We start from the raw sequence: 25,063 nt of genomic DNA on the forward strand, positions 1-25,063 counted from the left end.
GACCGAGAACCTAAAAACCGGACGTACGGCTGTCAACGACCGGATCCGGACATCCGCCCTGTCTTGGGGCGCTCGCCTGGGCGACTCGGCTATCGCGGCCCAGGGTGGAGGAGCGTCTCGGCGATCCGCTGGACTCTCGCGCGGGTGATGCCCTGACGCTGCTCGACGGCGAGCGGGTGGGCGGTGGGCTCCAGCTCGACGGCCGGGCGTTCACCGACCGGGCGGGTGTGGAGGTGGGTCTTGAGTTCGACGGTGGTCGGTGAGTAGATCGGCAACTCCGTCGACAGCCAGCCGAAGTAGGGCGGCTCGGCTTCCCGGCCGGGGACGTCCCAGAGTCGTGTGGCGCGGGTGAAGTTCTTCTCGCTGAGCGAGACCCATACACCCCAGGTGAAGACCTCTCCGGTGTCGACGACCGGGAGCTCGATCAGCCCGCGCACGAAGAACGCCTGCCGCTTGATCACGCACTGGTCGGAGGAGAGCTCGCTGTCCGGATCGTCCACCAGGTCGGGCGTCCAGAAGGCCGGGGCCGGAGCGGAGAAGGAGAGCGGCGGCTCCCCGTGGCGTCGGCCGCAGCACGAACACGTGAACCCTGGCTCATCCGACATGCCCGGAGACTACCGGGATGGTGATCCGCAGTGCGGTGCGCGCGGTAAAGATCGGCTAGCCGCTGGATCATGCCAAGATCGTCTTATGTGGGGATATCGGCGTGCATTCCTTGATCCGGCCCGGTGCCGTGCGTCCATGACGACCGGGCTCGCGTGACGATGGCCGAGGACGAAGCGATGCGCCGGATGCTCCGCCCGTACGTCCTGGCCGCGGGCGAAGGAGAGCCGGCGGCGGCGCCCGAGGGCTCGGTCATGCGGGTGAAGGCGTCCGCCGAGTCGACCGACGGCGGCCTGGGCCTGCTGGAGGGCGTGGACGAGCCCGGCTTCGCGACGCCCCTGCACCGGCACGACGTCGCCGAACTCTGGTACATCCTCGACGGGCACTACGACTTCTACGTCGCCGGCGAGTGGGTGCCCGCCGACACCGGAGCCGTGGTCTACGTCCCCGGCGGCCTGCCCCACGGCCTGCGCGCGGGCCCGGACGGTGGACGCAAACTGACCATGATGATCCCCGGTGGGTCCGAAGGCTTCTTCCGCGACGTACACCGCGCCCTTGAGGAGGACACGGCGACCCCGGAGACGTTCCGCGCGCTGGGCGCCGAGTACGGCATCGAGCTGATCGGCCCTCTCCCGGAAAGCTGACCCGGCCGGTCTCGCAAGCACCGGCTCGTCACCCGCTCCGGCGCCGAAGTCCTGGGCCGGCACGAGCCTCAGAGCACGCAGAACTCGTTTCCCTCAGGGTCGGCCATCACCACGTGATCGGGCTTGCCCCGCAGTTCGTCTTCGCGTATCACCGTGGCACCGGCCGCGATCAAACGTTCGACCGCCTCGATCACGCGGGGCCATCGCACCTCCCACGGTGTTTCGCGGCCTCCGCCGACCTGGACGTCCAAATGCAGTCGGTTCTTCACCGTCTTGCCCTCCGGCACCTGCAGAAATGACAGGTTCGGACGCACGCCGTCCGGGTCGGACAGATAAGCGGCCTGATCCCTTTCTTCTTCGGGAACGCCGTAATGCGTGAACCATTCGTCCCAGCTTCCGAATCCGGCTCGCGGCGGCGCCTGTACGTATCCCAAGGCCAGTGCCCAGAACTCCGCCAGCTTCGCCGGTCGTGCACAGTCGATCGTCAGACTCCACTCGGTCGCCACGGATCCTCCTCGTTGAGATGCGCGGACCGTACCGCGTAAATCCGACAACGGCGGCCGGCCGCAGGCGCTGCGCCGGATCACTAGCCCCAGGTGAGCGGATCGAGGTGGAGGTAAAAGGTCAGGCGGTCGTGATCGAGGGCGATGCCGTATCTCTCCTCGAAGGCCGCGTCGGCGGCCAGGGCCTGCTCCTCGTCCTGCCATGTCTCGCGGGCATTGGCCAGCAGCAGCGCCAAGTCGGCGTGGCGGTCGGCCAGGCCAAGGCGGCCCAGGTCGATGAAGCCCGCCACCTCCAGAGTCTCCGGGTCGAGGATGATGTTGGGCAGGCACAGGTCCCCGTGGCAGACGACCATGTCCGCGACCTCTTGGTCGCGTCGCCACGCGACCTGCTGGAGGAGCCGGGCCAGCAGTTCCGCGGGCGGCGTGTGCCGCTGCTCGACGGGCAGGAATCGCGGGTTCACGGCGTCACGGGCGACGACATCACGCGCCATGGCCACCGTTCCGTCCAGACCCTGGCGGAACGGGCACTGCTCGATGGGCACCTCGTGCAGTCCGCGCACCGCGTCCGCGATGCGTTCCCACGAGGCTCGCAGGTCCGCCGCGGGAACCTGATCCGCGGGTACGCCGGAAACCGCGCTGGTCACCAGGCAGGCGCCCGCGTCACCGGAGTGCCACTCGAGCACGCGAGGCCCCGGCACGCACTGGTCGTGCAGCCATGCGGTCCGGTCGCGCTCAGCCTCCAGGCCGGCCGCATCCGCGGCAGGTACGCATTTGGCATATCGGGCAGCGTCCGCGCTGCGAAAGACGGCGGCCTCGGACTCGCCCGTAGTGACGGGCAGCCATTCGCCGCCGCCGTCACCCGCACCCAGCAGCGCCGGCTGGGGACCAGGACGACCGCTCATCGCAGCCACTCTAGCCAGCCCGGCACAGTGTCGATCGCCAGTGCTGGGCGCCGGCCCCCGGGCCGAGGTGCGGCCGTTCGAGCGGTTCCTTTCCGAGGGAGGGGTGTTCGTCTACGCGCGACGCTCGTCAGGTGGTGGCGTACGGGCGGAGCTGGCGGACTCCCGAGCGGGGTGACGTGAGGACCGGGACGGGCACCTCTCCGGCCGGGAGGGCGTCGACCACGCGGGCCATGCTGGCCTGGGCCAGGACGAGGACGTCGACCTCCGCGGCCAGGCGGCGGGCCTCGGCGGCGACGATCGTGTCGTGGCGTTCCGTATCGCCCGCCTTCAGCGCCTCGAACGCGCCCGGGCACACCGACTCCCGGAACTCGCGAGGGCCGGTCGCCCGGCGACGCAGCAGGTCGCCGGTCGGTCGCAGGGTCGCGGCGAGCGTGGCCAGGATCCCGATGCGCCCGCCCGCGCGTACCGCCTCGGCGGCCATCGGCGCGTCCACCCGGTACACCGGGATGCCGGCCTCCGCGTTCGCCTCCTCCGCCGCCTCGCCGATCGAGGAGCACGTCACCAGCATGGCCGCCGCGCCGGACTCCTCCGCGAACCGCGCGTAGTCGGCGACGCGGCGGCGGGTGCGCGGCAGCAGGCCGTGCTCGACCGTGTCCCGCAGCAGCGTCTCGTCCACCATGTTGACCGCGTCGACCGCGCCGACCTCGACCGGAAGCAGACCGGCGAAGACCGCGGGCAGGCTCGTCACGGTGTGCAGCAGGCACACACGGGTCATGGGCTTCCTCTCAGCGTGCATCAGCCGGCCTCGGTCCACGGGCGGCCGTACCGGTCGACGGTCTCGCCCAGGCGCCGCAGCCGGTCGGCGGATCGGGTCCGCAGCGCCTCGGCCGGGTCGGGCGTGGCGATCGCGTCACGCCACAGGGCGCGGCCGGCGAGCATGCCGGAGGCGCCCGCGCGGCAGGCCGCCTCGACGGCCGCCGGGAAGTCCGCCGCCTCGACGCCGTTGGACAGCACGACCCAGGGCCGGGCGAGCCGGCCGTCCAGCCTCTCGCAGGCGCTCACCAGCTCGCCCATCGAGCCGCGTCCCCGGCGCGGCACCTGCGCCTTGTACAGGCTCGGTCCTGAGGGGCCGAGCGCGGCGGCCGCGTCGAGGATCGCCGCGTCCAGGTCGAAGCCGGTCTGCCCCGATGCCGGGACGGCGACGGGTTCGAGCACCGACAGCAGCCCCGCGTCACGGCAGAGGGCGACGAACCGGTGGGCCATCTCCTCCCGTCGCGCCTCCTGGCCGTCGCGCTTCCAGATGACGAGCAGCTTCAGCGCCACGACGCCGTCGCGCCGTGCCCGTCCAGGGTCGACCGCCAGGTCCAGTTCGGTGTCCTCGACGGCGCCGCCCGGCGGCTGGGTCAGCGCGTCGGCGGCCAGGATGAGCCCGCAGCCCGGCGGCAGCGACCGCTCCCGTACGAGGTCGGCGAAGGCGTAGTGCCGGTCGATCAGGAACGCCGAGGCCAGCGGCCCGAGCACGGCCGCCACCTCCAGCTTGAACGCCGTCAGGGCGGCGTCGTCGGACGGGTGTCCGTCCTCGGCGAGCATGGTACGGAGGCTGTCACGCTGGTCCATGGCGACCATGGCGAAGGTTCCGGACGGCCGCGCGAGGCGGTCGAGGGTGGGGTCGAGGGTGGGAGAGGTCATGGTGCTTCCTGTTCGTCGGAGGGAGAGGGCGCCGTGGCCAGCGGCAGGAACCTCGACCGGTACGCCTCCTCCCACTCGGGTGCGGGGACGGGAGCCCGGGGTGGAGCAGGGACGAAACCGTCCGGAAGGCCGATCGCGCGGCCGGCGAGCTGGGCCGCGCCGAGCGCCGCGCCGTGCGCGCCGGGCACGACCGCGAGCGGCGCCGGGGTCAGCCGTGCCTTGATCCACATCCAGGTCGGGTTGGCGGCCGGCCCGCCGAACACCGTGACCGAGCCGGGCCGTACGCCGCCGCCCGCCGTGTCGAGCATCCACCGGGCCTGCATCGACAGCCCTTCCAGCACGGCGCGGCCCAGGTCGGCGAGCGTGTGTTCGGGCCGCAGGCCGTGCATGGACAGCGTGCGGCGCGGATCCGGTTCCGGGGCGGCACGGCCCCGCAGGTACGGCAGCACGGTGATGCCGGTCGGCGGGGCCTCGGGCGGGCCGACGAGCTCGGTGAACCACCGGTGCGGGTCGGGATGGCCGGCCGGCGCGATCCGTCCCAGCAGCCACTCGACCAGCCCGCCGCTGGCGGGCAGGCCGCTGATCAGGCAGTACGACGCGCCGTCGACGAACGGGCCGACGGTCGCGCCGTCGACGACCCGCGCGGGTACCGCCGCGACCGGCGTCACGATCGCCTCCGCGGTGCCCATGGAGTCGGCCACCCGCCCCGGCGCGCGGACCCCGGCCGCCCATGCGGCGGCCATGTGGTCGTGACCGGCCACCACCACCGGCGTACCGGCGAGCAGCCCGGTACGCCCGGCGGCGGCCGTGCCGACCCGCCCGGCCACGCCGGTGACGACCGGGGGCAGCCGGTCGGGGGACAGACCCGCCAGGTCGAGCAGGTCGGGCCGGTAGGCGCCCTGGTGGATGTCGTAGGCACCGGTACGGGAGGCCAGTGTGGGGCTGGTGGCGACCACGCCGGTGAGCGAGGCGGCGACGAGGTCGGCGGCGCTCACCCAGCACGCCATGCGCCGGAGCACGTCGGGGGCGTGACGGCGCAACCGCATCCAGCGGGCCAGCGGCAGCTTCGCCCCCGGACGCAGGCCGGTGACGGCGAAGAACGCCTCGGACCCCACCTCGGAGGCCAGCACGCCGGCCTCGTCCGCGGCGCTCCGATCGCGCCAGTCCAGCAGCGGCCCGGCCGGATCGCCGCCCTCATCCAGCGGTACGCCGGTCTCGGCCATGCTCCCGACGCCGACGGCGGCGGGCGCCGTCCCGGCCTCGGCCACACACTCGGCGAGCAGCCGCAGCGCGGTCGTGCGCAGGGCGTCCGCGTCACCGGGCGTCCGGTCCCGACGAGAGACGAGGGACGTGCCGTCGGCGCGGTAGAGGGCGACCTTGGTGTGCGTCGTGCCGATGTCGAGACCCGCGAGCGTGCTCATGAGCGTCACGCCGCCTCGCCGGCCGGCACCGCGCCGAAGGCACCGGCCGCCGCTCCTGCGGCGGTTAGCGTGGTCATGGGCCGACCTGGGCGAGGATGTGGCGGAGCGTGCCGTCGGTGCCGACGTTGCCGGGTACCACCACGTACGCCGGGTGGCCCCGTGGTGTGCGCAGGTCCCACACCGGGACGCCGGGCAGGATCTGACCGCGTACGCGGGCGCTCGTCGCCTCCAGGGCGTCGGTGGCCAGCCGCGCCGAGGTGATCCCGCCCTTCGCGACGACCAGGTCCACCTCCGTCGCCAGGTGGCGCACGGTCGCGACCAGCGTCTCCATCAAGAGCGCGGGTGCCGCCGGGACGCGGTCGTGGCCGGGGGTGCGGTCCGTCGCCAGCAGCGCGCGGCCGTCCTCGGTCAGCCGTTCGCGGACCGCGCCGGCGAGGGCGCGGTCGTCGCCCGCGCGCGGGGCGACGGGCAGTTCGACGCGGCGTTCCCACAGCCCGTCCAGGGCGCGGAGCTGCCGCGTGCTGGCCTCGGTGAACGATCCGCAGACGACCAGCACCCGCCCGGGCGGCGGCACGGCGACGCGGTCGAGCGGCCGGGTGGTGAGGCCCGCCAGCGCGGCGGCGAGCGACGCGGCGCAGCGGACCTGTACCCGCGCGCCCCGGCGTTCCGCGCATACCAGCCCCGCCGCGATGGCGAGGACGTCGGACTCGGTGACGCAGTCGGGGATCACGACGGCGTCCGGCCCGGCCGACGCCAGGGCGTCCGCGACGGCGTCGGGCCCCCGCGAGCGCAGCCGGGAGAGGGGGACGGTCACGGTGTGCCGTCGGCCGCCGCCGACCTCGCGGACCCAGCCGGCCATGTCGGGACTCGTGTAGCCGAAGACCGGATCGCGGGCGAACTCGGTCTCGGCGACCGGGACCGGCCCCGAGGGCGTGCGCAGCCGGTGCACGCCGTCCTCGGTGAACCGGCCGCCGTCGACGAACGCCGGCACGAACAGCACCGGCGTGCCCGGCGACACGGCGTCGACCTCGGCGAACACGTGCCCGCGCAGGGTCGAGTCCCCGCGCAGGACCAGCCGCAGGGAGCGACCGGCGGCGCGCGCCGCGGCCTCGGCCGTACGGGCGATGCCGGCGACCAGGGCGGCGGCCTCGCCTTCGGGCAGCGCCCGGCTGTTGGACAGCACGAACACCGAACGGTGCGCGGCGGCGGCGTCGAACGCGGCCCGGCCGGGGCGAAGGATCACGTCGACGTCGCTCACGGACTGGGTGCCGGTGGGGTCGTCATCGACGATCACCGTGAACCGGTCGTCGGCGGCGATCTCCGCCCGCCGGCTGGTCTCCCGCACCCGCCCTCCCCGAGATGTCAAACTTCGGACAATTGTCGTCCGAGTTAGGACATTCTGGCAAGAGGCCGGGTACGGTCGAGCACGTGGTCACCGGAGAGCGCGGCGGCGAGCTGCGGTACAACTCCGCGCCCGAGCGGCGCGAGGAGATCCTGCGCCGGCTCCGGGAGACGGGCTACGTGTCGGCGCCCGACCTCGGCGCCGACCTGGCCGTCTCGGAGCGTACGGTCCGGCGTGACCTGCAAAGACTCGCCGAGTTCGGCCTGGTGGAGCTCGTCTACGGCGGCGCGGTGGCCCCGGGCGGCGTGACCCCGCGCTCGCCGTTCGGCGCGCGGTCGCAGGCGCGCTCGGAGCAGAAGCGGGCCATCGCCGAGCTGGCGCTGCGTTTCGTCCAGCCCGGCGCGACCGTCGGCCTCGACGCGGGCACCACGACGCTGGAGCTGGCCCGGCTGCTGCCCGGCGATCGCGACGTGACGGTCGTGACCCACTCGCTGCCCGCGATGACGGTGCTGGGGGAGCGCCCCGGCACGACCCTGATCGGCCTCGGCGGCCTCCACCATCCGCCGACGCAGGCGTTCACCGGGCCGGACACCGTCGCCGCGATCGGCCGACTACGCGTGCACACCTTCTTCCTGGCCGCGAGCGGGCTCGGCGAGCGGGGTGCGTACTGCGCCACGCCTCTCGACGCCGAGGTCAAGCGTGCGTTCATCGGCATCGCCGATCACGTCGTGCTCCTTGCCGACTCCGCCAAGCTGCGCCAGACCGCGCCCGTCCCGATCTGCGAGCACTCCGAGATCGGCGCGTTCGTCACCGACGCCGCGATCACGCGGGCGCAGCGGGCGGCGCTGTCGCCGGGCACCCGGCTGCTGGTCGCGGACGGCTGACCGGTCCGGTCGCTCGGGCCTCGACTGGTAGGTGTGCTAGTGCGGGGACGTTGGTGCCGGGCGACGCTCTAAGTGGCCTGATCGGGGTAGGGGCGGCGCCGTGCACATCGGAAGGCTTGGCCGGCGGAGTCAGGATGGGCCCGTGTCGTGTAGGCGGATTTCGCCGTGGGGCCCTTGCACGGTGTAGCGGTAGCCTTCCTCCTCCGTTCCCTCCATCGCCTTACTGAGCGCCTCTGCCGCATCTCGCCACGAATAGCCCTGCAATGTCTCGCGCAGCTTGGCTGCGGTCATGCGTCGTGCTGGATAGTCGGCGGCAAGTCTCATTACCACCCTGGACCATGCCTCGATGCGGGTTGGTGTGTCTTCGGCCATACCATGATCCGGCGTAACGCTCGGCTGGCCGAGCTTGGGCGGCACACGGCTCGCGTCCTCTAGGAACTTCGCGAAACCGCTCTCGGCGTTCACGAGCACAGGCACTCCCCGTCCAGCCGCCTCGCTGCCGACCATGCCAAAGCCCTCGATACGAGACGGCATCACCGCGACATGCGCCCAGTCGTGGTCGGCGCTGAGCTCGTCGGTGTCTGTGGTGTGTGGCAGGATTTCGACAATGCCCGAAGCGCCGACGACTTCGTCCGCATGTTGTTGTTCGGTGGCTACGTTCTCTCCCGGTACTCCCCGGACACGTAGACGAATCGGTACGCCTTGGTCTCGCAACTCCTTCACGGTGGCCAAGAGGTCGTCGTAGCCTTTGACAGGGTCGCTTACGCGATTTGTCGTAAACAGCGCATTGAAGGTCTCGCCGGTGGATGATGCGACGGCCTCTCTGGCAGTGTCGATGCCAGGGATCAACTCATGGTGATTCGGCGCGCTTTGACTCCCTGCTGTCATCTCTCGCGCAACGTCGGTATTCAGTGGGCCGACTCCGACCACAAGGTCGGCATTCTGCATCAATTCGCGTTCTTCCGCCGCGCGTTTTGCTCCGCGTTCGAGGACTCCTTGGATCTCGGCATACCGCATCGCAGGCTCATGTGTGACATACATCAGGTTTGCGTAGGGATACCAACGCTGCCGGATCAGCATCGCTGCGGACCCGGAGGCCTTCCCATGGCCGATGACCCAATCGAAACCGTCGTAACCGTGCACCGGCAGTCCCTCGATCTGTTCGGGCCAGCCATATCGTGCGACATCCTGCAGCTGGGCTTGCCTTGACCGCCCGGCTTCGTGAGTGGGGATCGAGGTGACGCGCGCGTGTCCATGCGGCTCGGCCGGTCCCACGGTGAGTAGAGTGACGTCTGTGTTGTGGAGACCGGCCATCTCTGTGGTGAGTTTCCCGGTCGCGACGGCGAGTCCCCCGACACGGACCTGGTTACGGCCGCTGGCGTGAGCGACGACAAGGACCCGTTGCCGCTCGGCCTCGTCACTCAGGCGCTTCAGGTCGATCCACTCATGTCGAAGCGGATCCCAACGCCCCGCCAATGGGTGTTCGCTGAGGAGGGGGGCAAGGAACGCTTTGAGAAGTGGCTTCGCCTCCGGGAGGGTCTTGAACGCAAGCCCGGGTGTCTTTCCAGCGTAATCCGCGAATCCCTCGCTCCAGTTCGGATTCGGCACCCGGAAACGCCTCGGAATCGTCACCGGGTCACCGCGCGTGATTCGGAAGTCAACCTCCGCGCGCAAAACGGCATGCATGATTTCGGCGTCCCATGACCGCTTGGTCGCGAGGAACGTCGTGTCAACGAGGTCCTTGACGCGCCACGGTAGATCGCCTTCCTGGCAGGCGAAGATACTCTCGGATCTGCGAAAGCAGTGGATGCACCGGCTCTCCGCGGTCCGCAACCCCTGTGTGTACATTGCCACGACTTTTTGGACTAGTTGATCCTCCAGCGACAGCACCCGCAGTTGCGGACTCTCCCCGGGCGCCCCGGTCGAGAAGATGTGCCGTGGAAACGGAATCAGTTCCGGGGCGATCCACTCGGGACTTCCTTCATTAGGGAGCAGGTCGGCCTCGAAGTTCATCAACTCGCGGCCACCGAGCGTCACCCGGTGGGCTACCCGTGCACCGGCTCCGCCTAGCAGATCGGCGGTCCCAAGCGGCTCGAACGCCAGATAGTCGTGCAGATCCAGCGTGAGTGCGTCGGCGAAGTCGCCCTCCATCTCCGGCCGCGCGGCCTTATCGATTCGGGCAAAGTCGACATCACCGCTGACCCGGGCATCGGGGAAGCGTGCGAGCATTCCCTGGCCGCCTTTGATCTTCCAGTCGTGAGGGTTCGCGGTGAAGCTACGCGCCATGATCCGTTGCACGACGAACTGCTGCAACTCTGCCGATGGTGACGTCCCGCGACGGTACGCCTCCTCGCGGACCCTGCCTGTCAGCTCCTTCAGAAACGACGTCGAATCCTCGATGCCGGGAAGCTTCGGCCCGAATTCGTTGAGGCGTTTGATTAGTTCATCGACATCGCGTGCCGGCCTATCGGCGAAGCGTGACGTGTCGTTTTCGGCACCTACCGAAAGCGCGGCTCGGTCCTCATTGCCGGCTGGCTCGATACCGTCAGGCTCCCTGCGACGAGTCGGCTGCGGCGTGGCATGAGTATCCTTGGCCTGCCGCGTGAGCGTGGCGCCATCTGTGGGCCCATGCGCGGTAGGTGGAATGATCTCCGGGGCATCGACCTTGGGCGGCGTATCCGCAGCCTTGACATTGAGAATGCCCGCAATGCTCTTTCCGCCGTTATCCACGCTGCTGGGCTCACTGCCGATGGCCAGCCTGGAATCATGGTGGCCCGTCGGCTGTGTGGTGGCGTCGGCCAGCATGCTGTCGCCTGACACGTCGGCGGATGACCGGGGGAGGTGAGCACCCTGGCCGGTCGAGCCGATACGGTCGGTGACCGGGTCGGCGAGGCTCGGCACGGCTCTGTAATCGGCGGCGCCATTGATGATTTCGTGGACGTGGTTGTTGCCCGGGCCGTCGATCGTTTCGATGTTCGCGACACGGGCTTCGGCGCGTCCGGCGAGAGCGGTGGGGGATGGGTGATCGGTCGGGCCGACCGTGACCTCGGTGTGTGCCGTGGATTCTATTGACGTCGAGATCGTGTCGATAGGTTCATGCGCGGCGGTGGCGTGGATCTCGGCGGCCCTTTGTGCGGACTGTGGATGGTCGGCCGATCCGAGCTCGGCGTGAGCGGGCTCAACGAGCACTCTTTCGAGCAGGTGTTCCGGCTTTGGAAAGATCTCATCGCGTACTGTCATCACCTCGCCGTCGACGATTCCGCCGGACCGGACGAATGGGTCGTCAAAAGGCGGGATGCCGACAGCGGGCGAATGCGACTGATCGGTGGGGCGGATGAGTTTGCGCAGGTGGGTGATGCCTTCGGCGCCGGCGCCGATGGAGGCCATCGCCAGGCCGGTCTGCCAGGCGTGTTCCAGGTCCCAGCCGTGTCCGGTGATCTTGTTGGTGGCCGCGATCGCTCCGGTACCGACGCCCCAGCCGACCGCGAAACGGGACAGTATGCCGGCGGCGCCTGCTGATTCCATCATCTTGGCCAGGCCGATGGTGGCTGGTCCGCGGCGCAACACCGCCGGCAGTCCCGCTTTCGCGCCGCCCATCAGCCCGCCCAGCATCAGGCCTTGGCCGAGCGCGCCGCCCAACTCGCTCCAGTCGAAGTGCCCGCCGCGGAAGAGTTGCTCGATCACATCTGACCCGGCGGAAAAGACCCCACCCACCACGGCTTCGAACAGCAGATTGAGGATGATCTGCAGCGCTTCGCCTTCCAGCCGGATCATCGACAGCGCCCAGGCCATTCCGGCTTCAACGAACGGGCCGAGCATGCTGACCGCGTACATCAAGCCCACCGCGAACACCGCTGAGGCCACGAAATGCCACTGGGCGGTAAGGATCGCATCGGCGGCCGTTCGACAGTAGCCGGCCAGATCATCACACCGCTGTTTCAGGTCCGCCAACAGCCCGTCCTGCGCGTACACCGTCCGCGCGATCGCCCCGAAGGCCTCGGTCGCCTCGCCGGACCCGCTGCCGGTCACCCGTCGAGCATGGTCGGCGACATGCCCGCGCACCGTATCGATGGCCGAACCCAGCTTGGTCGCGGCACCTCCGACCCGCTCCACCGCCGCCGAATCACCGTCAGGCCAGGCAACCGTCAATCCCGCCCGCTCAAAGAGCCACAACGCCTGCATCACGAGATTCGGTGGCGGCGCGCTCGACGGAAGCCCATCCGGTATCGGGGGCAATCGATACTCCCGCACACCCCCCGGCCCACCCCCAGGAAGCCTCGACGGCGCCGTCGGGGCCTGCCGGCCGCTCAGCACCTGCGCGATCGCCTGGTCGGCCGCGGCGTACCGATCACCCGCACCGACCAGCCCCGCCGCCATCCCCTGCAGCAGATTCACAATGGCGGGCAAGTCCTTCAACAACCGATCCCGCCGCTGCGCGAACCCCGCCGCACCCGAACCGGTGTTCCCCTCAAACAGCCCCCGGCCCAAATCGTCGCTACCGAAGGGCTGGCCACCAATGACCCCGGCGAACACGGACACTCCATCGGCCAGCCGCGAGGAGGCCTCATCGATACCACGCCCTGCCTTGACCCATACCTCGGGCACAACGGCAAAGCCCAGCATCGCATCGCTCCCTTCGAAGGTCATGCAGGCGCAAAGAGCTATAAAACGGAGTCATGACTTCAGCGGAGACGCTCAGCCCAGAGTGCCCTGAAGGCCCGAGTAGGCCCGGTTGATCGTGCCGTCGTGGCTGAACTCGACCCGTACCTCGCGCGGGCCACGGGTGCCGATGAGCAGCTCGGGTTCGCCCACGTACAGCGGGGTGATGCCGTAGGCGTCGAAGTATCCGAGGACCATGGCGCGCATCGTCGCGTACCGGTCCCGCTGGGGCGTCAGCTGCTGGAGGCAGTCGGCCATGGAGAGGATGACCTCGCAGATCAGCGGCAGCGAGCTCGCCGGTTCGGGGACGCGGCTGTCGGTGACGGCCCAATAGCGCTTGCCGTCGTCCTCAGTCGGAACGGACGCGAGGCCCCGGGCGCGTCCGAGCTGGGTCGCCGCGCGCACCAGGAGGACGACGATGTAGCCCTCGAAACCGGGGGCGTCGGGGAGGACCACCTGGTCGGCGGCGAGGTGGTCCGCGCCGTGCTCGCGGGCGATCGCGCGCAGGCGCGCCACCCCGTCCCCGTCGCCCCAGTGCCAGGTGCGCGTGTCGTGGTGGTAGACGCCGATCTCATACGCCTCGGCGGAGAAGACGTCGCCGAAGTGGACGACCCCGGCCTCCCACGACGACGGGGTCCGGTCGGGCCAGCCCAGTTTCTCCAGGTGGTCGCCGAAGGCGACGGCTCCCCGGTCGAGCCCCTCGGCCGCGCCACGGGCGAGTTCGGTGAGCAGGCTCGGCGGGAAGAACGCCGCGACCGCGCCGTCGGCGGCCGGCGCGGGCGGCAGAGGTGCGGCGGCGACCGGACCGTCCGGTCCGGTGACGACGACCTCGCCCAGCCGTTCGCCGTCGAGGTGGACGAGTACACGGTGGTCGCCCGGCAGGTCCAGCTCCAGGCCTTCCGGGACGTCCCGCATGGTGAGGCCGTGGTGCGCCGCGTACCCGCTCACCACCTCGGCGGCGTTCGTCCCGGGCAGCATCTGGGCGCCGGTCCGCAGCGCCTCCCCGACCGTCGCGGGATCGGGCCGGCTCGCCGGCAGGGCCGGATCGTCGGTGACCAGGAACGTCAGGGATCTGCCGCCGTGGCAGAAGTCGATCGCCCCTCGCGCGCCCAGCAGCGCCATGGCGATGAGGCCGAGCCGCTGGGCGGCCAGCCGGGAGTCCGCGACGCCGCGCAGATCGACCATCTCCGTGGTCAGCTCCGGGACGCCGTGCCGCTCGCCGATCCTCCGCAGCTCCAGGGGCCCGCTGATCGCCGGCATTCCGGCGAGGCCCGACTTGGCCCAGCCCCACTGGAAGGTGGCGTCCTCGGCGTAGGTGCCGAGCAGATCGGCGCGCAGTTCCAGGTCGCCCATCCGGGCGGTACGGGCGTCGGCGTCGTAGCCGACGGCGCCCGCGGGCACGACGGAGTGGAAGGCGCCCAGCTGTTCGGCGGCCCAGCCGAGGTGGGGACGTGCCAGGTCGAGCAGGGCGTCGCTGAACAGGTCCATTCGGGGAAGCCTAATGCGGCCGGCGGGCCCGGCCGGTGATGGTACGAGGACTTTTGAAACGTACCTTCGCGGCCCGATGCGCGCCTCGGTTCGGGTCACCGTCCCTGGTGAGCCGGGAGGCGCCGAGGCGGGCGCGACATCACGTCGAGGTGAGGCCGAGGCGGTCGCGCAGGGCGGTGGTCCAGGGGACCCATCGCGGGTCGGGTCCGGCCGCCGGGTCCCATGCCAGGTTGGTGCAGGTGTAGGCGACGGCGGTGCCGGTTCGGGGCTGGGCGAAGGCCAGGCGGCCGCCGGCGCCCGCGTGCCCGAAGGAGCCGGTTCCCAGCATGGGCAGGTGCGGGGCGGGCAGCTCGTAGCCGAGCGCATGCCGGGACCGGCTTCCCGCGGGCATGCGGTCGAGAGGGCTCGGGGTCGGCAGGTGATCGGTCTGCGGCGCGGTGGCGCGCTCCAGGGCCTCCGCGGTCAGGAGCCGCGTCCCGCCCACGGGCCCGATGAGCGCGGCGAACAGGCGGGCGAGGGACCGGGCGTTGCCGACTCCGTTGGCGGCCGGGATCTCGGCGGCCATGGCGGCGGGGCGGTTGAAGGCCTCGGCGGCCTCGGCCACCGAGGCCATGGTCGCCAGCGTGCCGCCGACGAGCGGGTCCCCGCGGTCGATGCCGAAACGTGCCAGCGCCTCGTCGATCTGCCGGGCGGTGGGGCGCGGCTCGTCGGTGAACTGCGCGAGCACGCGGGGCTCTTCGGCCGCGGGCAGGCCGATCCACAGGTCCAGTCCGAGAGGGGCGGACAGGTCCGTGGCGAGCATGGCTCCGACGCTGTGCCCGATGATCCTGCGGATCACCTCGCCGACCAGGTAGCCGTAGGTCAGGGCGTGATAGTGCCAGGCGGTGCCCGGCCGCCACAGCGGGGCCATGGCGGCGAGCACACCGGTGCAGTGGTCCCAGTCGAGGAGCTCGGCGAGTCCGACACGTGCCTCCGGCGGGAAGGCGGAGAGCCCGGAACGGTGCGCGAGCAGGTCGCCGACGCTGATGGTCTCCTTGCCGTTCCGGGCGAACTCGGGCCAGTAGGCGGCGACGGGCGCGTCCAGATCGAGCAGCCCGCGCTGGGCGAGCAGGTGGGCGCAGGTGGCGACGACGCCCTTGGTCACCGACAGGACGACGCTCAGGGAGTCACCGCTCACCGGCCTCCCGCCGATGGGGTCGGCACCGGCCCACAGGTCCACGACCGGCTGCCCGTCCTGGTAGACGGCGAGCTGAGCGGCTCCCGGATCGTCTCGTTGCCCGGCTTCGAAACCGTCGCGTACGGCTTCGAAACCGGGCGCGGCCCAGCCGCCGGCACGTGGGTCCCGGGGAGCCCGTGAGGCGCCTGCCGGACCGTGCATGTGTCTCCTCGCGGACCGCCGGGACATTCAGGACATCGCAGCGTACCGATGAATTCCGTCCGTGGCACCGGTCACAATCCCTGGTGAGCCGCGACCGGCGGTCACCGCACGGACCCAGGGAGGGATACCGGTGAGCGGAGTACGGGTACTGGTCGGCACGCGCAAGGGCGCGTTCATCCTGACGTCGGACGGCCGGCGGGAGCGGTGGGAGGTGAGCGGCCCCCACTTCGGCGGCTGGGAGATCTACCACGTCACCGGCTCGCCCGCCGACCCGTCGCGGCTGTTCGCCGCCCAGTCCACCGGCTGGTTCGGCCAGCTGATCCAGCGGTCCGACGACGGCGGCGCGACCTGGACGCCGGTCGGCAACGAGTTCCGGTACGAGGGCGAGACCGGCACCCACCAGTGGTACGACGGCACGCCGCACCCCTGGGAGTTCGCCCGCGTCTGGCACCTGGAGCCCTCGGCCACCGACCCGGACACGATCTACGCCGGGGTCGAGGACGCCGCCCTGTTCCGGTCCTCCGACGGGGGCACGACCTGGCGGGAGCTGCCCGGCCTGCGCGGGCACGGCTCCGGCTCCTCCTGGCAGCCCGGAGCCGGCGGCATGTGCCTGCACACGATCGTGCTGCACCCGGAGGATCCGGCGCGGATGTACGCCGCGATCTCGGCCGCGGGCGTCTTCCGCACCGACGACGCGGGCCAGACCTGGCAGCCGGCCAACCGCGGCCTGCGGTCCGGCGGCATCCCCGACGAGGACGCCGAGGTCGGCCACTGCGTGCACCGCATCGCGCTGCACCCCGCGCGCCCCGACACCATGTACATGCAGAAGCACTGGGACGTCATGCGCAGCGACGACGGGGGCGGCTCCTGGCGTGAGGTCAGCGGCGACCTGCCCTCGGACTTCGGCTTCCCGATCGCGGTGCACGCCCACGAGCCGGAGACGATCTACGTCGTGCCGATCAAGAGCGACTCCGAGCACTACCCGCCGGAGGGGCGGCTGCGCGTCTACCGCAGCCGTACGGGCGGCGACGAGTGGGAGCCGCTCACCAACGGCCTGCCGCAGCGCGACTGCTACGTCAACGTCCTGCGCGACGCGATGGCCGTGGACCGGCTCGACTCCTGCGGCGTCTACTTCGGCACGACCGGCGGGCAGGTGTACGTCTCGCCGGACTCCGGCGACACCTGGTCACCCATCGTGCGCGACCTGCCGGCCGTCCTGTCCGTCGAAGTCCAGACGCTGTCGTGATCCGCGTCGTGCTCCCGGCCCACCTGCGGGTCCTCGCGCGCACCGGCTCCGAGGTCGAGCTGGACGTCGACGGCGAGGTCACGCAGAGCTCGGTGCTCGACGCGCTGGAGGAGCGGTATCCGATGCTGCGCGGGACGATCCGTGACCACGGCACCGGGCGGCGCCGCGCGTTCATCCGGTTCTACGCCTGCGAGAACGACCTGTCCCACGACCCGCCGGACGCGCCACTGCCCGACGCGGTCGTCCGCGGCGCCGAGCCGTTCCTCGTGGTGGGCGCCATGGCGGGCGGCTGACGGCGGTACGGCGGCGGGGTGCCGATGCCCGGCGGTCTCGCCCGTGCGCTCCTCCATGTGCCTGAGGCATGGTGGGCATCGGGCACCACCGCCCCGTGCCACCGTTCACCCACTGGAGGCAGCCGATGACGTCCCCCGCGACCGGTTACCGGCGATCACCCTCGACCCCACCGGCGCCGACCACCACGGCGAGGCCGCACGCCTCCGCGCGGCCGGTCCGGTCGTCCGCGTCGTCCTGCCCGGCGGTGTCCACGCCTGGGCCGTCACCCGCCACGCCGAACTCTCCGCCCTGGTCAAGGACCCGCGCGTCAGCAAGGACCGGCGCAACTGGACCGCCGTTCAGAACGGCCGGATCCCCGACGACTGGCCGCTGATCGGCATGCTCAAGGTCGACAACATGGTCACCGCCAGGTGATCGCTACGGATTGCTAATCAGACTGGTGAGGCTGCCCGTCCGGCTGACCGGCACCTCGTGAGGGGGGCCGCCGGTGTCACGGGGCGAGACGGAGCCCGCGGATCGCCCGGTCGATGAAGTGCTGCTGCGGCGCGACGTCGTCCAGGAGCATCTTGGTGAACGCGTAGTTGACGCACGTGCCGATCAGGAGCTGGGCGGCGGCCTCGCAGTCGACGTCGGCCGCGACGCGTCCCAGCTCGCGCTCGCCGTCGAGGTAGGCGGCGACCCGCGAGTCCGCAGCGTGCGGTCCCATGCCGCGCGAGGTGAGCACGCGCCGGAGCCGAAGGAGCTGGTCGGGCTTGGTGAAGACGCTCACCTTGGCCGCGAGGATCTCGCAGTAGAACCGGATCGTCGCCTGGGCGACGGGCACGAGGTTCGCCTCGACGCTCGCCTCCCCGACCCGAGACTCCAGCTCCGTCATCGTGCGCGCGTAGACCGGCAGGCGGTCGGTCAGCAGCGCGAGATAGAGGGTCATCGCGGACTGGTCGGATGACTCCGAGGCTCCGCGCGCCGGGGCGGCGGTGCCCCGCATCATCTCAGCGGCGACCTCGACCACCTGGCGTCGTACGGAGTCGGCGCTGGACGGCGAGGAGGGTTCGGACGTGGCGTCGAAGTTCATGATTTTTTCAGTATCCACACCATCGGCCCTCGGCGTAACGAACCCGCACAACAACGATCACGATCGACGGGGCATGACAGGACGGGCTCGGTGCCGAACCTTCCGGATCGACGGCCGGCCGCGGGTCTCGGCCGCCCACGAGGATTCCCGTTCAATGGGAATCGGTGCTCCCCGTGGCCGAGGGTGAGCGCGCAAGCTCCCTTGTGCCGAGGTAAGGATGGTGCTTCGTGGGTGCGACGGGTGACGTGCCGCGCGCGACGGCCGCGCGGATACCGAGGATGACCTGGACTTTCTTCTACTCCGTCAGCACAATTCCGGCATGAGTCCCGCTCATCGGAACACCGGGGAGATCACCGCGGTCGGCCGCGTCGCCGAGATTCTCAAGCAGTTCGCGCACTGCCGTGGCGTGCTGAGCGCCGCGGCGCTGACGCAGCGAACGGGCCTGCCCAAGACGACGGTGTATCGGATGGTGGGCGAGCTCGTTCGCGTCGGTCTGCTGGAGAGGGTCGGGCCGGACTACCGCCCGGGGCTCCTGCTGTTCGAGATCGGCGAGACGTCGCCGCAGCAGCGGGACCTGCGCGAGGCGTCGAGGAGGCACCTGCTCACGCTGCACGAGGCGACCCGGCAGAACGTCGGGCTCGCCCTGCTGGACGGCTTCGACGTCGTTCACCTGGAGGTCTTCCGCAGTGACGAGGGGCCGCGGCTGCCGCAGCACTCGGGAGGACGTTGGCCGGCACATGCCAGTGCGTCCGGGAAGGCGATCCTGGCGTTCATGCCTGCGGAACAGGTGGTGATTCCCGGCGTCCTGCAGCGCTTCACACCGCACACGATCGTGGAGAACAGCGCGCTGCGGGCCGAGCTACAGCGAGTCCGGCGGCGTGGCGTGGCCTTCGACAGACAGGAGGCGTTGAACGGCATCGTCGGGATCGCCGCCCCGATCACCGGACCGGACGACGAGGTGCTGGCGGCGGTGTCGATGTCCGGGGTCGTCGGGAGGATCGACACGGCCCGCATGGACGCCGCCGTGCGGACGACGGCCATGACGATCTCGCGCGACCTGGAGCGGGCGCGCTCGATCGTCCGGCCGATCCTGCAGCGGCGCTGACGACACGTCAGCCGCGGCCCGCATAGGGCATCGTCCGCGCCATCACGGTGAGGGACGGCACGTTCACCTCCAGCGGCAGCGACACGACATGGGCGACCAAGCGCGCGACATCCACCGGATCGATCGTCGGTTCGGCCCGGCGCGTGCCGTCCGGCTGGAGCGCCTCCACGCCGATGCCGGCGGTCATCGCCGTCGCCGCGTTGCCGACGTCCAGTTGGGTGCAGGCGATGCCGTGGTCGCGCAGGTCGAGGTTCATCGCGGCGGTGAGCCCGGTGATCGCGTGCTTGCTGACGGTGTACGCGACGCTGTGCGGCCGCGGGACGTGCGCCGACAGCGATCCGCTGTTGATGATCCGGCCACCGCGCGGCCGCTGCCGTCTCATGATGCGGACCGCCTCCCGCGCGCACAGGAACGAACCGGTGACGTTGGCCGCGAGGACGTCGTGCCAGTGGCCGTCCTCCACCTCGTCGATCGCGCCTTCGGGCCCGAAGACCCCCGCGTTGTTGACCAGGACGTCGACGCGGCCGTGCAGCGCCCACGCCGAGGCGAACAGCGCGCGGACCGACGAGGCGGACGTGACATCGGCCACGACCACCTCGGCGCGCGGATGGTCCGCGGCCGTGTCCTGCAGGGATGCCCGCGTACGGCCCGCCAGGACGACCATGTGGCCGTCGTCGAGCAGCGCGCGGGTGATGGCTCTGCCGAGCCCGTTTCCCGCCCCGGTCACGACGGCCACCGAGGAGCGCGGCGAATCAGTGGTTGTCACCGTGCACCGCCGCTCCGCGCCGGCCGACCAGGAAGTCGAAGTCGGCGCCCCGGTCGGCCTGCAGGACGTGTTGGACGTAGAGACTCGCGTAGCCGGTCTCCGGCGGGAGCGGCGGCGCCGCCGCGGCGATCCTACGATCGATCTCTTCCGCGTCGACGAGGAGTCGCAGGCTGCCGGCCGTGACGTCGAGGGCCACCAGGTCGCCGTCGCGTACGGCGGCCAGGGCACCGCCTGCGGCGGCCTCAGGCGCGACATGCAGCACGACCGTCCCGAACGCCGTCCCGCTCATGCGGGCATCGGAGACGCGGACCATGTCGGTCACACCCGCCTGCAGGAGCTTCTTCGGCAGTGGCAGGTTGCCGACTTCGGGCATCCCGGGGAACCCACGCGGGCCCGCGTGGCGCAGCACCAGGACGGTGTTCTCATCCACCGGCAGGTCCGGGTCGTCGATGCGCGCACGGAAATCGTCCATGCCCTCGAACACCAGTGCCGGACCGGTGTGGCGCAGCAGGTGCGGCGAGGCGGCCGCCGGCTTGATGACGGCTCCCGACGGCGCCAGATTCCCGCGCAGCACGGTGATGCGGGCGTCGGGCAGCAGGGGTTCGCCCACCATCCGGATGACCTCGCAGTCCCAGGCGACGGCGTCGGTGGAGTTCTCGCCGAGCGTCCGGCCGTTCACCGTCAGCGCGTCGGTGTGCAGGATGTCGCCCAGTTCCTTCACCACGACGGGCAGACCGCCGGCGGCGTGAAAGTCCTCCATCAGGAACCGTCCGGCGGGCATCAGGTCGACCAGGAGCGGCACGCCCTTGGCCGCGCGGTCGAAGTCGTCCAGCTCCAGATCGATCTCCAGCCGTCCGGCCAGCGCCAGCAGGTGCACCACCGCGTTCGTCGATCCGCCGATCGCCGCGTTGACCTTGATGGCGTTCTCGAAGGACGCGCGGGTGACGATCCGCGACATCCGTACGTCCTCGCGGACCATCGCGACCGCCCGGAACCCCGACTCATTGGCGAGCAGGCGCCGCCGGGCGTCGACGGCGGGGATCGCGGCGTTGCCGGGAAGGGCGAGGCCGAGGGTCTCGACCATGCAGGCCATCGTCGATGCCGTACCCATGGTGTTGCAGTGGCCGGCAGAGCGCGCCATGGCGCCCTCGGCGGCGCGAAACTCACACTCGGTGACGCGGCCGGCCCGCACCTCCTCGCTCATCTCGAACAGTGAGGTGCCGCTGCCCACCGTCCGGCCCTGCCACCTGCCATTCAGCATCGGCCCGCCGGACACGACAATGGTGGGCAGGTCGCAGCTGGCGGCGCCCATCAGCAGCGCCGGCGTGGTCTTGTCGCAGCCGCACAGCAGCACGACCCCGTCGACGGGGTTGGCGCGGATGGACTCCTCGACCTCCATCGAGACCAGGTTGCGGTAGAGCATGGTGGTCGGCCGCACGATGGTCTCGCCCAGCGACATCACCGGAAACTCCACCGGGAACCCACCCGCTTCGAGCACACCGCGCTTGACCTGTTCGGTGAGTTCCCGGAAGTGGGCGTTGCAGGGGGTGAGGTCGGAGTAGGTGTTACAGATCCCGATGACCGGACGGCCGTCGAACATCCGGTCCGGGACTCCTTGGTTCTTCATCCACGAGCGGTGCATGGCGGCGTTGATGTCGGAGCCGCCGAACCACTCCTGCGAGCGAAGCGGCACGCGATCCGGGTCCTGTTCAGATGGCATGGGCGGCGTCCTCTCGTGCGGGGAGGCCGAGGATCCGGCGGGCCTCGTCGGGGGTGGCGGGTTCCAGGCCGAGGCTCTGGACCAGGGTGACGGCGCGCTCGACGAGGCGGACGTTCTCGGCCGGCTCCCCGGGAACGAGGCAGGGATTGTCCTCGATGCCGACCCGGATGTGCCCGCCGAGAGCCAGTGCGTGCGCGAGCCCCCGGAACTGCTGAGGCCCGTTGACCGTCACGGTGAACATCGAGCCGTCCGGGAGGGCGTCGACCATGTGCTGGAGGTCGGCCGGGGTGTAGGGGACCGCGTTCTGGAACGTCGTGTCCAGGCCGAGCACCAGGTTCACGCAGTACGGTTCGGCGTCGAAGCCCAGGGCGGTGAGCCGGGTGACCTCACGGGCCAGGTGGGATGGGCCGAACGCCTCCCACTCCGGCTTGATCCCTCGTTCGAACATCGCCGCCGCGAGTTCGATGGCCCGCTCCATCGGGGTGTCCATGAGCACCTCGCGCCCGTCCGGCCCGCTGACGTAGGCGGTGACGGCGTCCAGCGTGCAGGTGTCGGCACCGCCGTCGACGCCCTCCATGCGGGCGTCCCAGTCGATCGTCCGTGACCCGTCCGGGCGTACCCGCAGCAAGTCGCCGTTGATTCCTCCACCGGTCGAGTTGTTGATCACCACATCGCACGCCGCGCGGACCCGCGCGTTGATGTCGCGGTAGATCGCCGCGTCGCACGTGGCCTGGCCGTCCGGACGCCGCGCGTGCAGCGCCGCGACACTGGCACCGGCGGCGGCGCAGCGTGCGACGTCGGCGGCGATCTCCTCCGGCTGGGTCGGGACGTACGGATGGTCCGCGCGTGTGAGGAACCCCCCGGTGGGGGCGACGGTGACGATGACTTTGCCGGTGTGACCGGCGTTCGCGGACGTCATGCCGCCGCCCGCGTGTCCGCGGCGGCCTGGAAGAACCAGGCGACGGCCAGCGCCCCTGGGTCGACCACCCCGCGCGCGTGCTCGCCCACGTAGCTGGCGCGTCCGCGGCGGGCGAGCATGTCCCGGGTCGCCTCGGCGCCGTCGGCGGCGGCGCGGGCCGCGCGGGCGACCGCACCGCGCCATGCCGGTGCGAGCGGCTCGGCCTCCAGTGCCTTCACGGCGGGGACCATGGCGTCCACCATCGTCTTCTGCCCGACGTCGGTGTTCCCGAGCCGGCAGACGGCTTGCACGGCGCTCTGGAACGCGTGTGCCAGAGCGGGTCCGGACCACGGCTCGCCGGGGCCTTGCGCGAGCCGCCCGAACCAGAGGCCGAACAGTGGGCCGCTCGTGCCGCCGGCCCCGAGGTGAGCATCGGACGCGGCCCTGAAGGCGTCCGGAGGGAGCGCCGTGTCGGGAATGTCGGTCAGGGTGGGGCGAGCCCGATCGAGCGCGGTCGCGATGTTCCAGCCGAAGTCTCCGTCGCCGGCTCTGCGGTCCAGATCGGTCAGCTCGTCGACGTCTCGCCGCACCCGGTCCGCGTACGCCAGCAGCCAGGCGCGTGCGTCCGCACCGGTCAGCCGCGTGTCATCGGTGGTCATGTCATCAAATCCCTTCCTACCAGGTGAGCGCCGGTGTCCGGACCGGCGCGTCCCACAGCTCGATCAGGTCCTCGGTCAGTGCGGTGAGGGTCACCGAGAATCCGCGCATGTCCAGCGAGGTCACGAACGAGCCGGAGAGGCTGCGGGCCGGCGCGATGCCGCTGCCGGCCAGCGACCGGCGCACCTCACGCAGCACGACCCCCAGCTCCAGCGAATGGGTGGCTCCGAGCCCGTTCACGATGGCGAGGACCTCGTCGCCGCGCCGTAGGCCGAGGTGCTCGACCAGCGGGCGGACGAGGGATTCGACGAGCTCGGCGGCGGTTCCGGAGGCGCGGGTGCCGATGCCCCGTTCGCCGTGGATGCCCACGCCGAACTCGATCTGGTCCGGACCGAGGTCGAACGAGCGGGTCCCGGTCATCGGATTGGTGCAGGCCTCGAGGGCGAGTCCCAGCGTCGCCGACCGGGCCACCACTTCGCGGCCGAGGTCGCGGACCCGGTCGGCCGGGGCCCCTGTCTCGGCGACCGCTCCACAGATCTTCTCGACCGCCAGGACGGCGGCGGTTCCGCGCCGCCCCGGTGCGCTCTCGTCCTCGGACGTCGTCGCGAGGTCGTCGTCGACGATCACCACCTCCACTCGGTGCCGGTCCTCGAGCAGCTCCGCCGCGATCCGGAAGTTGAGGACGTCGCCGGTGTAGTTCTTGACGATCATGACGACGCCCGCGCCGGTGTCGACCGCCTGTGCCGCCTCGCGCACCTGCAGGGCGGTAGGGCTGGTGAAGACCGCGCCGGGTACGGCGGCGTCGAGCATTCCGGTGCCGACCAGGCCGGTGTGGAGCGGTTCGTGTCCCGAACCACCGCCCGACACCAGCGCGACCTTGCCTCGTGCGGGAACCCGTCGGGTCACGAACAGCGGGTCGTCATGCATTCGGACGAGGCCCGGGTGGGCCGCCTCCAGCCCCTCCACCGCCTGCCGGACGAAGGTGTCACGATCGTTCAGTACGTACCTGCTCATGTGCTCGTCTCCACGATGCGGGCGTGCGCGAAAGCGATCAGGGTCGGCCGGGCGAGGGCCCCGGGCGCCACACCGGCCGCCTGCGCGGCCGTGTTGACGTACGAGATGACGCCGTGCTCCCACATGTCGAGGCCGTTGGAGATCTCGGCGGTGTGGTGGCCGACGGCCGCCGCGGGGATGCCGGCCTCGTTGAGGATGGCGAGCCCGGCGATGCCCGCGTCGTCCTTGCCGACGCCGGCGTCGTTGAGCAGGACGAACCCACAGCGAGCCGCCGCCCCGAAGCGTCCGGACTCCTGACCTCCGTTGGACGCGGCGACGACGATCGCGCCCGCGTCGTCGTCCTCGACCTGGGACATGCTGTCCATCACGACGATGCGCATCCCGGCCTGTGACCACACAGTCGCTCGGTACACGGTCAGATCCCTCCTTGGTCGACGAGCGCCACGATCTGGTCCTTGAGGGAGGCACCGGTACGAATGCCGAGGGCACGGGCGTGCTCGTTGACGAAGCTGACGACGCCGTTCTCCCAGGTGTCGTGGCCGTCGCCGATCCGCGCGGAGTCGTGCGCCACGCCCACGGCGGCGATGCCTGTCCCGTCCAGGGCCCGCAACCCGGCGACGCCGGCGGCGTTCTTCCCGGTGCCGGCGTCGTTGCAGGCGACCACCGCGACGTCGTAGGACGCGGCGTACTCTCCCGCGCTGACCCCGCCGTGGGAGCCGGTGACGATGACGTCGCCGCGCAGCGTCGCCGATCCGAAGGCGATGGAATCCATCACCCA

General features: G+C 71.1%; 24 protein-coding genes. 6 read left to right on the forward strand and 18 right to left on the reverse strand.

What is annotated here, in order from left to right:
- Positions 1–89: 89 nt before the first annotated feature.
- The gene (locus QSK37_RS35890) at positions 90–605 is read right to left on the reverse strand and encodes a DUF2199 domain-containing protein (protein WP_285629836.1); all 516 of its coding nucleotides are present in this window, start codon (positions 603–605) and stop codon (positions 90–92) included.
- A gap of 159 nt (positions 606–764) precedes the next feature.
- Here QSK37_RS35890 and QSK37_RS35895 point away from each other — a divergent pair, with 159 nt between their 5' ends.
- A complete protein-coding gene (locus tag QSK37_RS35895) occupies positions 765–1,247 on the forward strand; it encodes a cupin domain-containing protein (RefSeq protein WP_285629838.1) in 483 nt (160 codons plus the stop codon).
- 68 nt (positions 1,248–1,315) lie between these two features.
- On the opposite strand, the gene QSK37_RS35900 is transcribed toward QSK37_RS35895, so the two are convergent.
- The 6 genes from QSK37_RS35900 to QSK37_RS35925 form a co-directional block, all read right to left on the reverse strand.
- Complete coding sequence (locus QSK37_RS35900; RefSeq protein WP_285629840.1) at positions 1,316–1,753, reverse strand: VOC family protein; 438 nt, start codon at positions 1,751–1,753, stop codon at positions 1,316–1,318.
- Between the two features lie 80 nt (positions 1,754–1,833).
- On the reverse strand, positions 1,834–2,652 hold the full coding sequence (locus tag QSK37_RS35905) for an APH(3'') family aminoglycoside O-phosphotransferase (protein ID WP_285629841.1): 819 nt from the start codon (positions 2,650–2,652) through the stop codon (positions 1,834–1,836).
- A gap of 127 nt (positions 2,653–2,779) precedes the next feature.
- The gene (locus tag QSK37_RS35910; protein ID WP_285629843.1) at positions 2,780–3,427 is read right to left on the reverse strand and encodes an aspartate/glutamate racemase family protein; all 648 of its coding nucleotides are present in this window, start codon (positions 3,425–3,427) and stop codon (positions 2,780–2,782) included.
- A gap of 20 nt (positions 3,428–3,447) precedes the next feature.
- Entirely contained in the window at positions 3,448–4,341 is an 894-nt protein-coding gene (locus QSK37_RS35915) for a hypothetical protein (protein WP_285629845.1), read from the reverse strand.
- The gene (locus tag QSK37_RS35920; RefSeq protein ID WP_285629847.1) at positions 4,338–5,762 is read right to left on the reverse strand and encodes an FGGY-family carbohydrate kinase; all 1,425 of its coding nucleotides are present in this window, start codon (positions 5,760–5,762) and stop codon (positions 4,338–4,340) included. Before QSK37_RS35920 ends, QSK37_RS35915 begins: the two co-directional genes overlap by 4 nt.
- A gap of 73 nt (positions 5,763–5,835) precedes the next feature.
- Positions 5,836–7,107, reverse strand: coding sequence for a four-carbon acid sugar kinase family protein (locus QSK37_RS35925; RefSeq protein ID WP_285629849.1), 1,272 nt, complete (start codon positions 7,105–7,107; stop codon positions 5,836–5,838).
- An 83-nt stretch (positions 7,108–7,190) separates the two neighbouring features.
- On the opposite strand from QSK37_RS35925, the gene QSK37_RS35930 reads away from it, so the two are divergent.
- A complete protein-coding gene (locus tag QSK37_RS35930) occupies positions 7,191–7,988 on the forward strand; it encodes a DeoR/GlpR family DNA-binding transcription regulator (protein ID WP_285629851.1) in 798 nt (265 codons plus the stop codon).
- Between the two features lie 129 nt (positions 7,989–8,117).
- Here the strand turns inward: QSK37_RS35930 and QSK37_RS35935 are convergent, their stop codons facing one another.
- The 3 genes from QSK37_RS35935 to QSK37_RS35945 all read right to left on the reverse strand — a co-directional run bounded on the left by QSK37_RS35935 (position 8,118) and on the right by QSK37_RS35945 (position 15,513).
- On the reverse strand, positions 8,118–12,635 hold the full coding sequence (locus tag QSK37_RS35935; protein WP_285629853.1) for a nucleotidyl transferase AbiEii/AbiGii toxin family protein: 4,518 nt from the start codon (positions 12,633–12,635) through the stop codon (positions 8,118–8,120).
- A 48-nt stretch (positions 12,636–12,683) separates the two neighbouring features.
- Positions 12,684–14,135: a DUF6882 domain-containing protein gene (locus QSK37_RS35940; protein WP_285629856.1), complete on the reverse strand. Its 1,452-nt coding sequence runs from the start codon at positions 14,133–14,135 to the stop codon at positions 12,684–12,686.
- Positions 14,136–14,274: 139 nt separating this feature from the next.
- Positions 14,275–15,513: a serine hydrolase domain-containing protein gene (locus QSK37_RS35945; protein ID WP_285629857.1), complete on the reverse strand. Its 1,239-nt coding sequence runs from the start codon at positions 15,511–15,513 to the stop codon at positions 14,275–14,277.
- Positions 15,514–15,643: 130 nt separating this feature from the next.
- Between QSK37_RS35945 and QSK37_RS35950 the strand changes: the two genes are divergently transcribed.
- Genes QSK37_RS35950 through QSK37_RS35960 form a run of 3 tightly spaced genes read left to right on the forward strand, consistent with a single transcriptional unit; the run spans position 15,644 to position 17,467 of the window.
- Entirely contained in the window at positions 15,644–16,759 is a 1,116-nt protein-coding gene (locus tag QSK37_RS35950; RefSeq protein ID WP_285629859.1) for a WD40/YVTN/BNR-like repeat-containing protein, read from the forward strand.
- The gene (locus QSK37_RS35955; RefSeq protein WP_285629861.1) at positions 16,756–17,052 is read left to right on the forward strand and encodes a MoaD/ThiS family protein; all 297 of its coding nucleotides are present in this window, start codon (positions 16,756–16,758) and stop codon (positions 17,050–17,052) included. The genes QSK37_RS35950 and QSK37_RS35955 overlap by 4 nt, the downstream gene beginning before the upstream one ends.
- A gap of 55 nt (positions 17,053–17,107) precedes the next feature.
- Entirely contained in the window at positions 17,108–17,467 is a 360-nt protein-coding gene (locus tag QSK37_RS35960; RefSeq protein ID WP_285629863.1) for a hypothetical protein, read from the forward strand.
- Positions 17,468–17,543: 76 nt separating this feature from the next.
- Here QSK37_RS35960 and QSK37_RS35965 read toward each other — a convergent pair whose 3' ends face one another.
- On the reverse strand, positions 17,544–18,125 hold the full coding sequence (locus tag QSK37_RS35965) for a TetR/AcrR family transcriptional regulator C-terminal domain-containing protein (RefSeq protein ID WP_285629865.1): 582 nt from the start codon (positions 18,123–18,125) through the stop codon (positions 17,544–17,546).
- Positions 18,126–18,444: 319 nt separating this feature from the next.
- Here QSK37_RS35965 and QSK37_RS35970 point away from each other — a divergent pair, with 319 nt between their 5' ends.
- Positions 18,445–19,230: an IclR family transcriptional regulator gene (locus QSK37_RS35970; RefSeq protein ID WP_285629867.1), complete on the forward strand. Its 786-nt coding sequence runs from the start codon at positions 18,445–18,447 to the stop codon at positions 19,228–19,230.
- 7 nt (positions 19,231–19,237) lie between these two features.
- Here QSK37_RS35970 and QSK37_RS35975 read toward each other — a convergent pair whose 3' ends face one another.
- From QSK37_RS35975 to QSK37_RS36005, 7 genes are read right to left on the reverse strand one after another with little or no spacing between them, the layout of a single operon-like run.
- The gene (locus QSK37_RS35975; RefSeq protein WP_285629869.1) at positions 19,238–19,996 is read right to left on the reverse strand and encodes an SDR family oxidoreductase; all 759 of its coding nucleotides are present in this window, start codon (positions 19,994–19,996) and stop codon (positions 19,238–19,240) included.
- The gene (locus QSK37_RS35980; RefSeq protein ID WP_285629871.1) at positions 19,983–21,716 is read right to left on the reverse strand and encodes an IlvD/Edd family dehydratase; all 1,734 of its coding nucleotides are present in this window, start codon (positions 21,714–21,716) and stop codon (positions 19,983–19,985) included. Before QSK37_RS35980 ends, QSK37_RS35975 begins: the two co-directional genes overlap by 14 nt.
- Entirely contained in the window at positions 21,706–22,635 is a 930-nt protein-coding gene (locus QSK37_RS35985) for a beta-keto acid cleavage family enzyme (protein WP_285629873.1), read from the reverse strand. Before QSK37_RS35985 ends, QSK37_RS35980 begins: the two co-directional genes overlap by 11 nt.
- The gene (locus tag QSK37_RS35990; RefSeq protein ID WP_285629875.1) at positions 22,632–23,273 is read right to left on the reverse strand and encodes a DAK2 domain-containing protein; all 642 of its coding nucleotides are present in this window, start codon (positions 23,271–23,273) and stop codon (positions 22,632–22,634) included. Before QSK37_RS35990 ends, QSK37_RS35985 begins: the two co-directional genes overlap by 4 nt.
- 16 nt (positions 23,274–23,289) lie before the next feature.
- Positions 23,290–24,285, reverse strand: coding sequence for a dihydroxyacetone kinase subunit DhaK (locus QSK37_RS35995; protein ID WP_285629877.1), 996 nt, complete (start codon positions 24,283–24,285; stop codon positions 23,290–23,292).
- Entirely contained in the window at positions 24,282–24,698 is a 417-nt protein-coding gene (locus tag QSK37_RS36000) for a hypothetical protein (protein ID WP_285629879.1), read from the reverse strand. The genes QSK37_RS35995 and QSK37_RS36000 overlap by 4 nt, the downstream gene beginning before the upstream one ends.
- Before the next feature lie 2 nt (positions 24,699–24,700).
- On the reverse strand, positions 24,701–25,057 hold the full coding sequence (locus QSK37_RS36005) for a hypothetical protein (protein WP_285629881.1): 357 nt from the start codon (positions 25,055–25,057) through the stop codon (positions 24,701–24,703).
- Positions 25,058–25,063 lie beyond the last annotated feature (6 nt).

Origin of the sequence: Actinoallomurus iriomotensis (assembly GCF_030269445.1) — a bacterium.
In the GTDB taxonomy this organism is placed as follows: Bacteria; Actinomycetota; Actinomycetes; order Streptosporangiales; family Streptosporangiaceae; genus Actinoallomurus; species Actinoallomurus iriomotensis.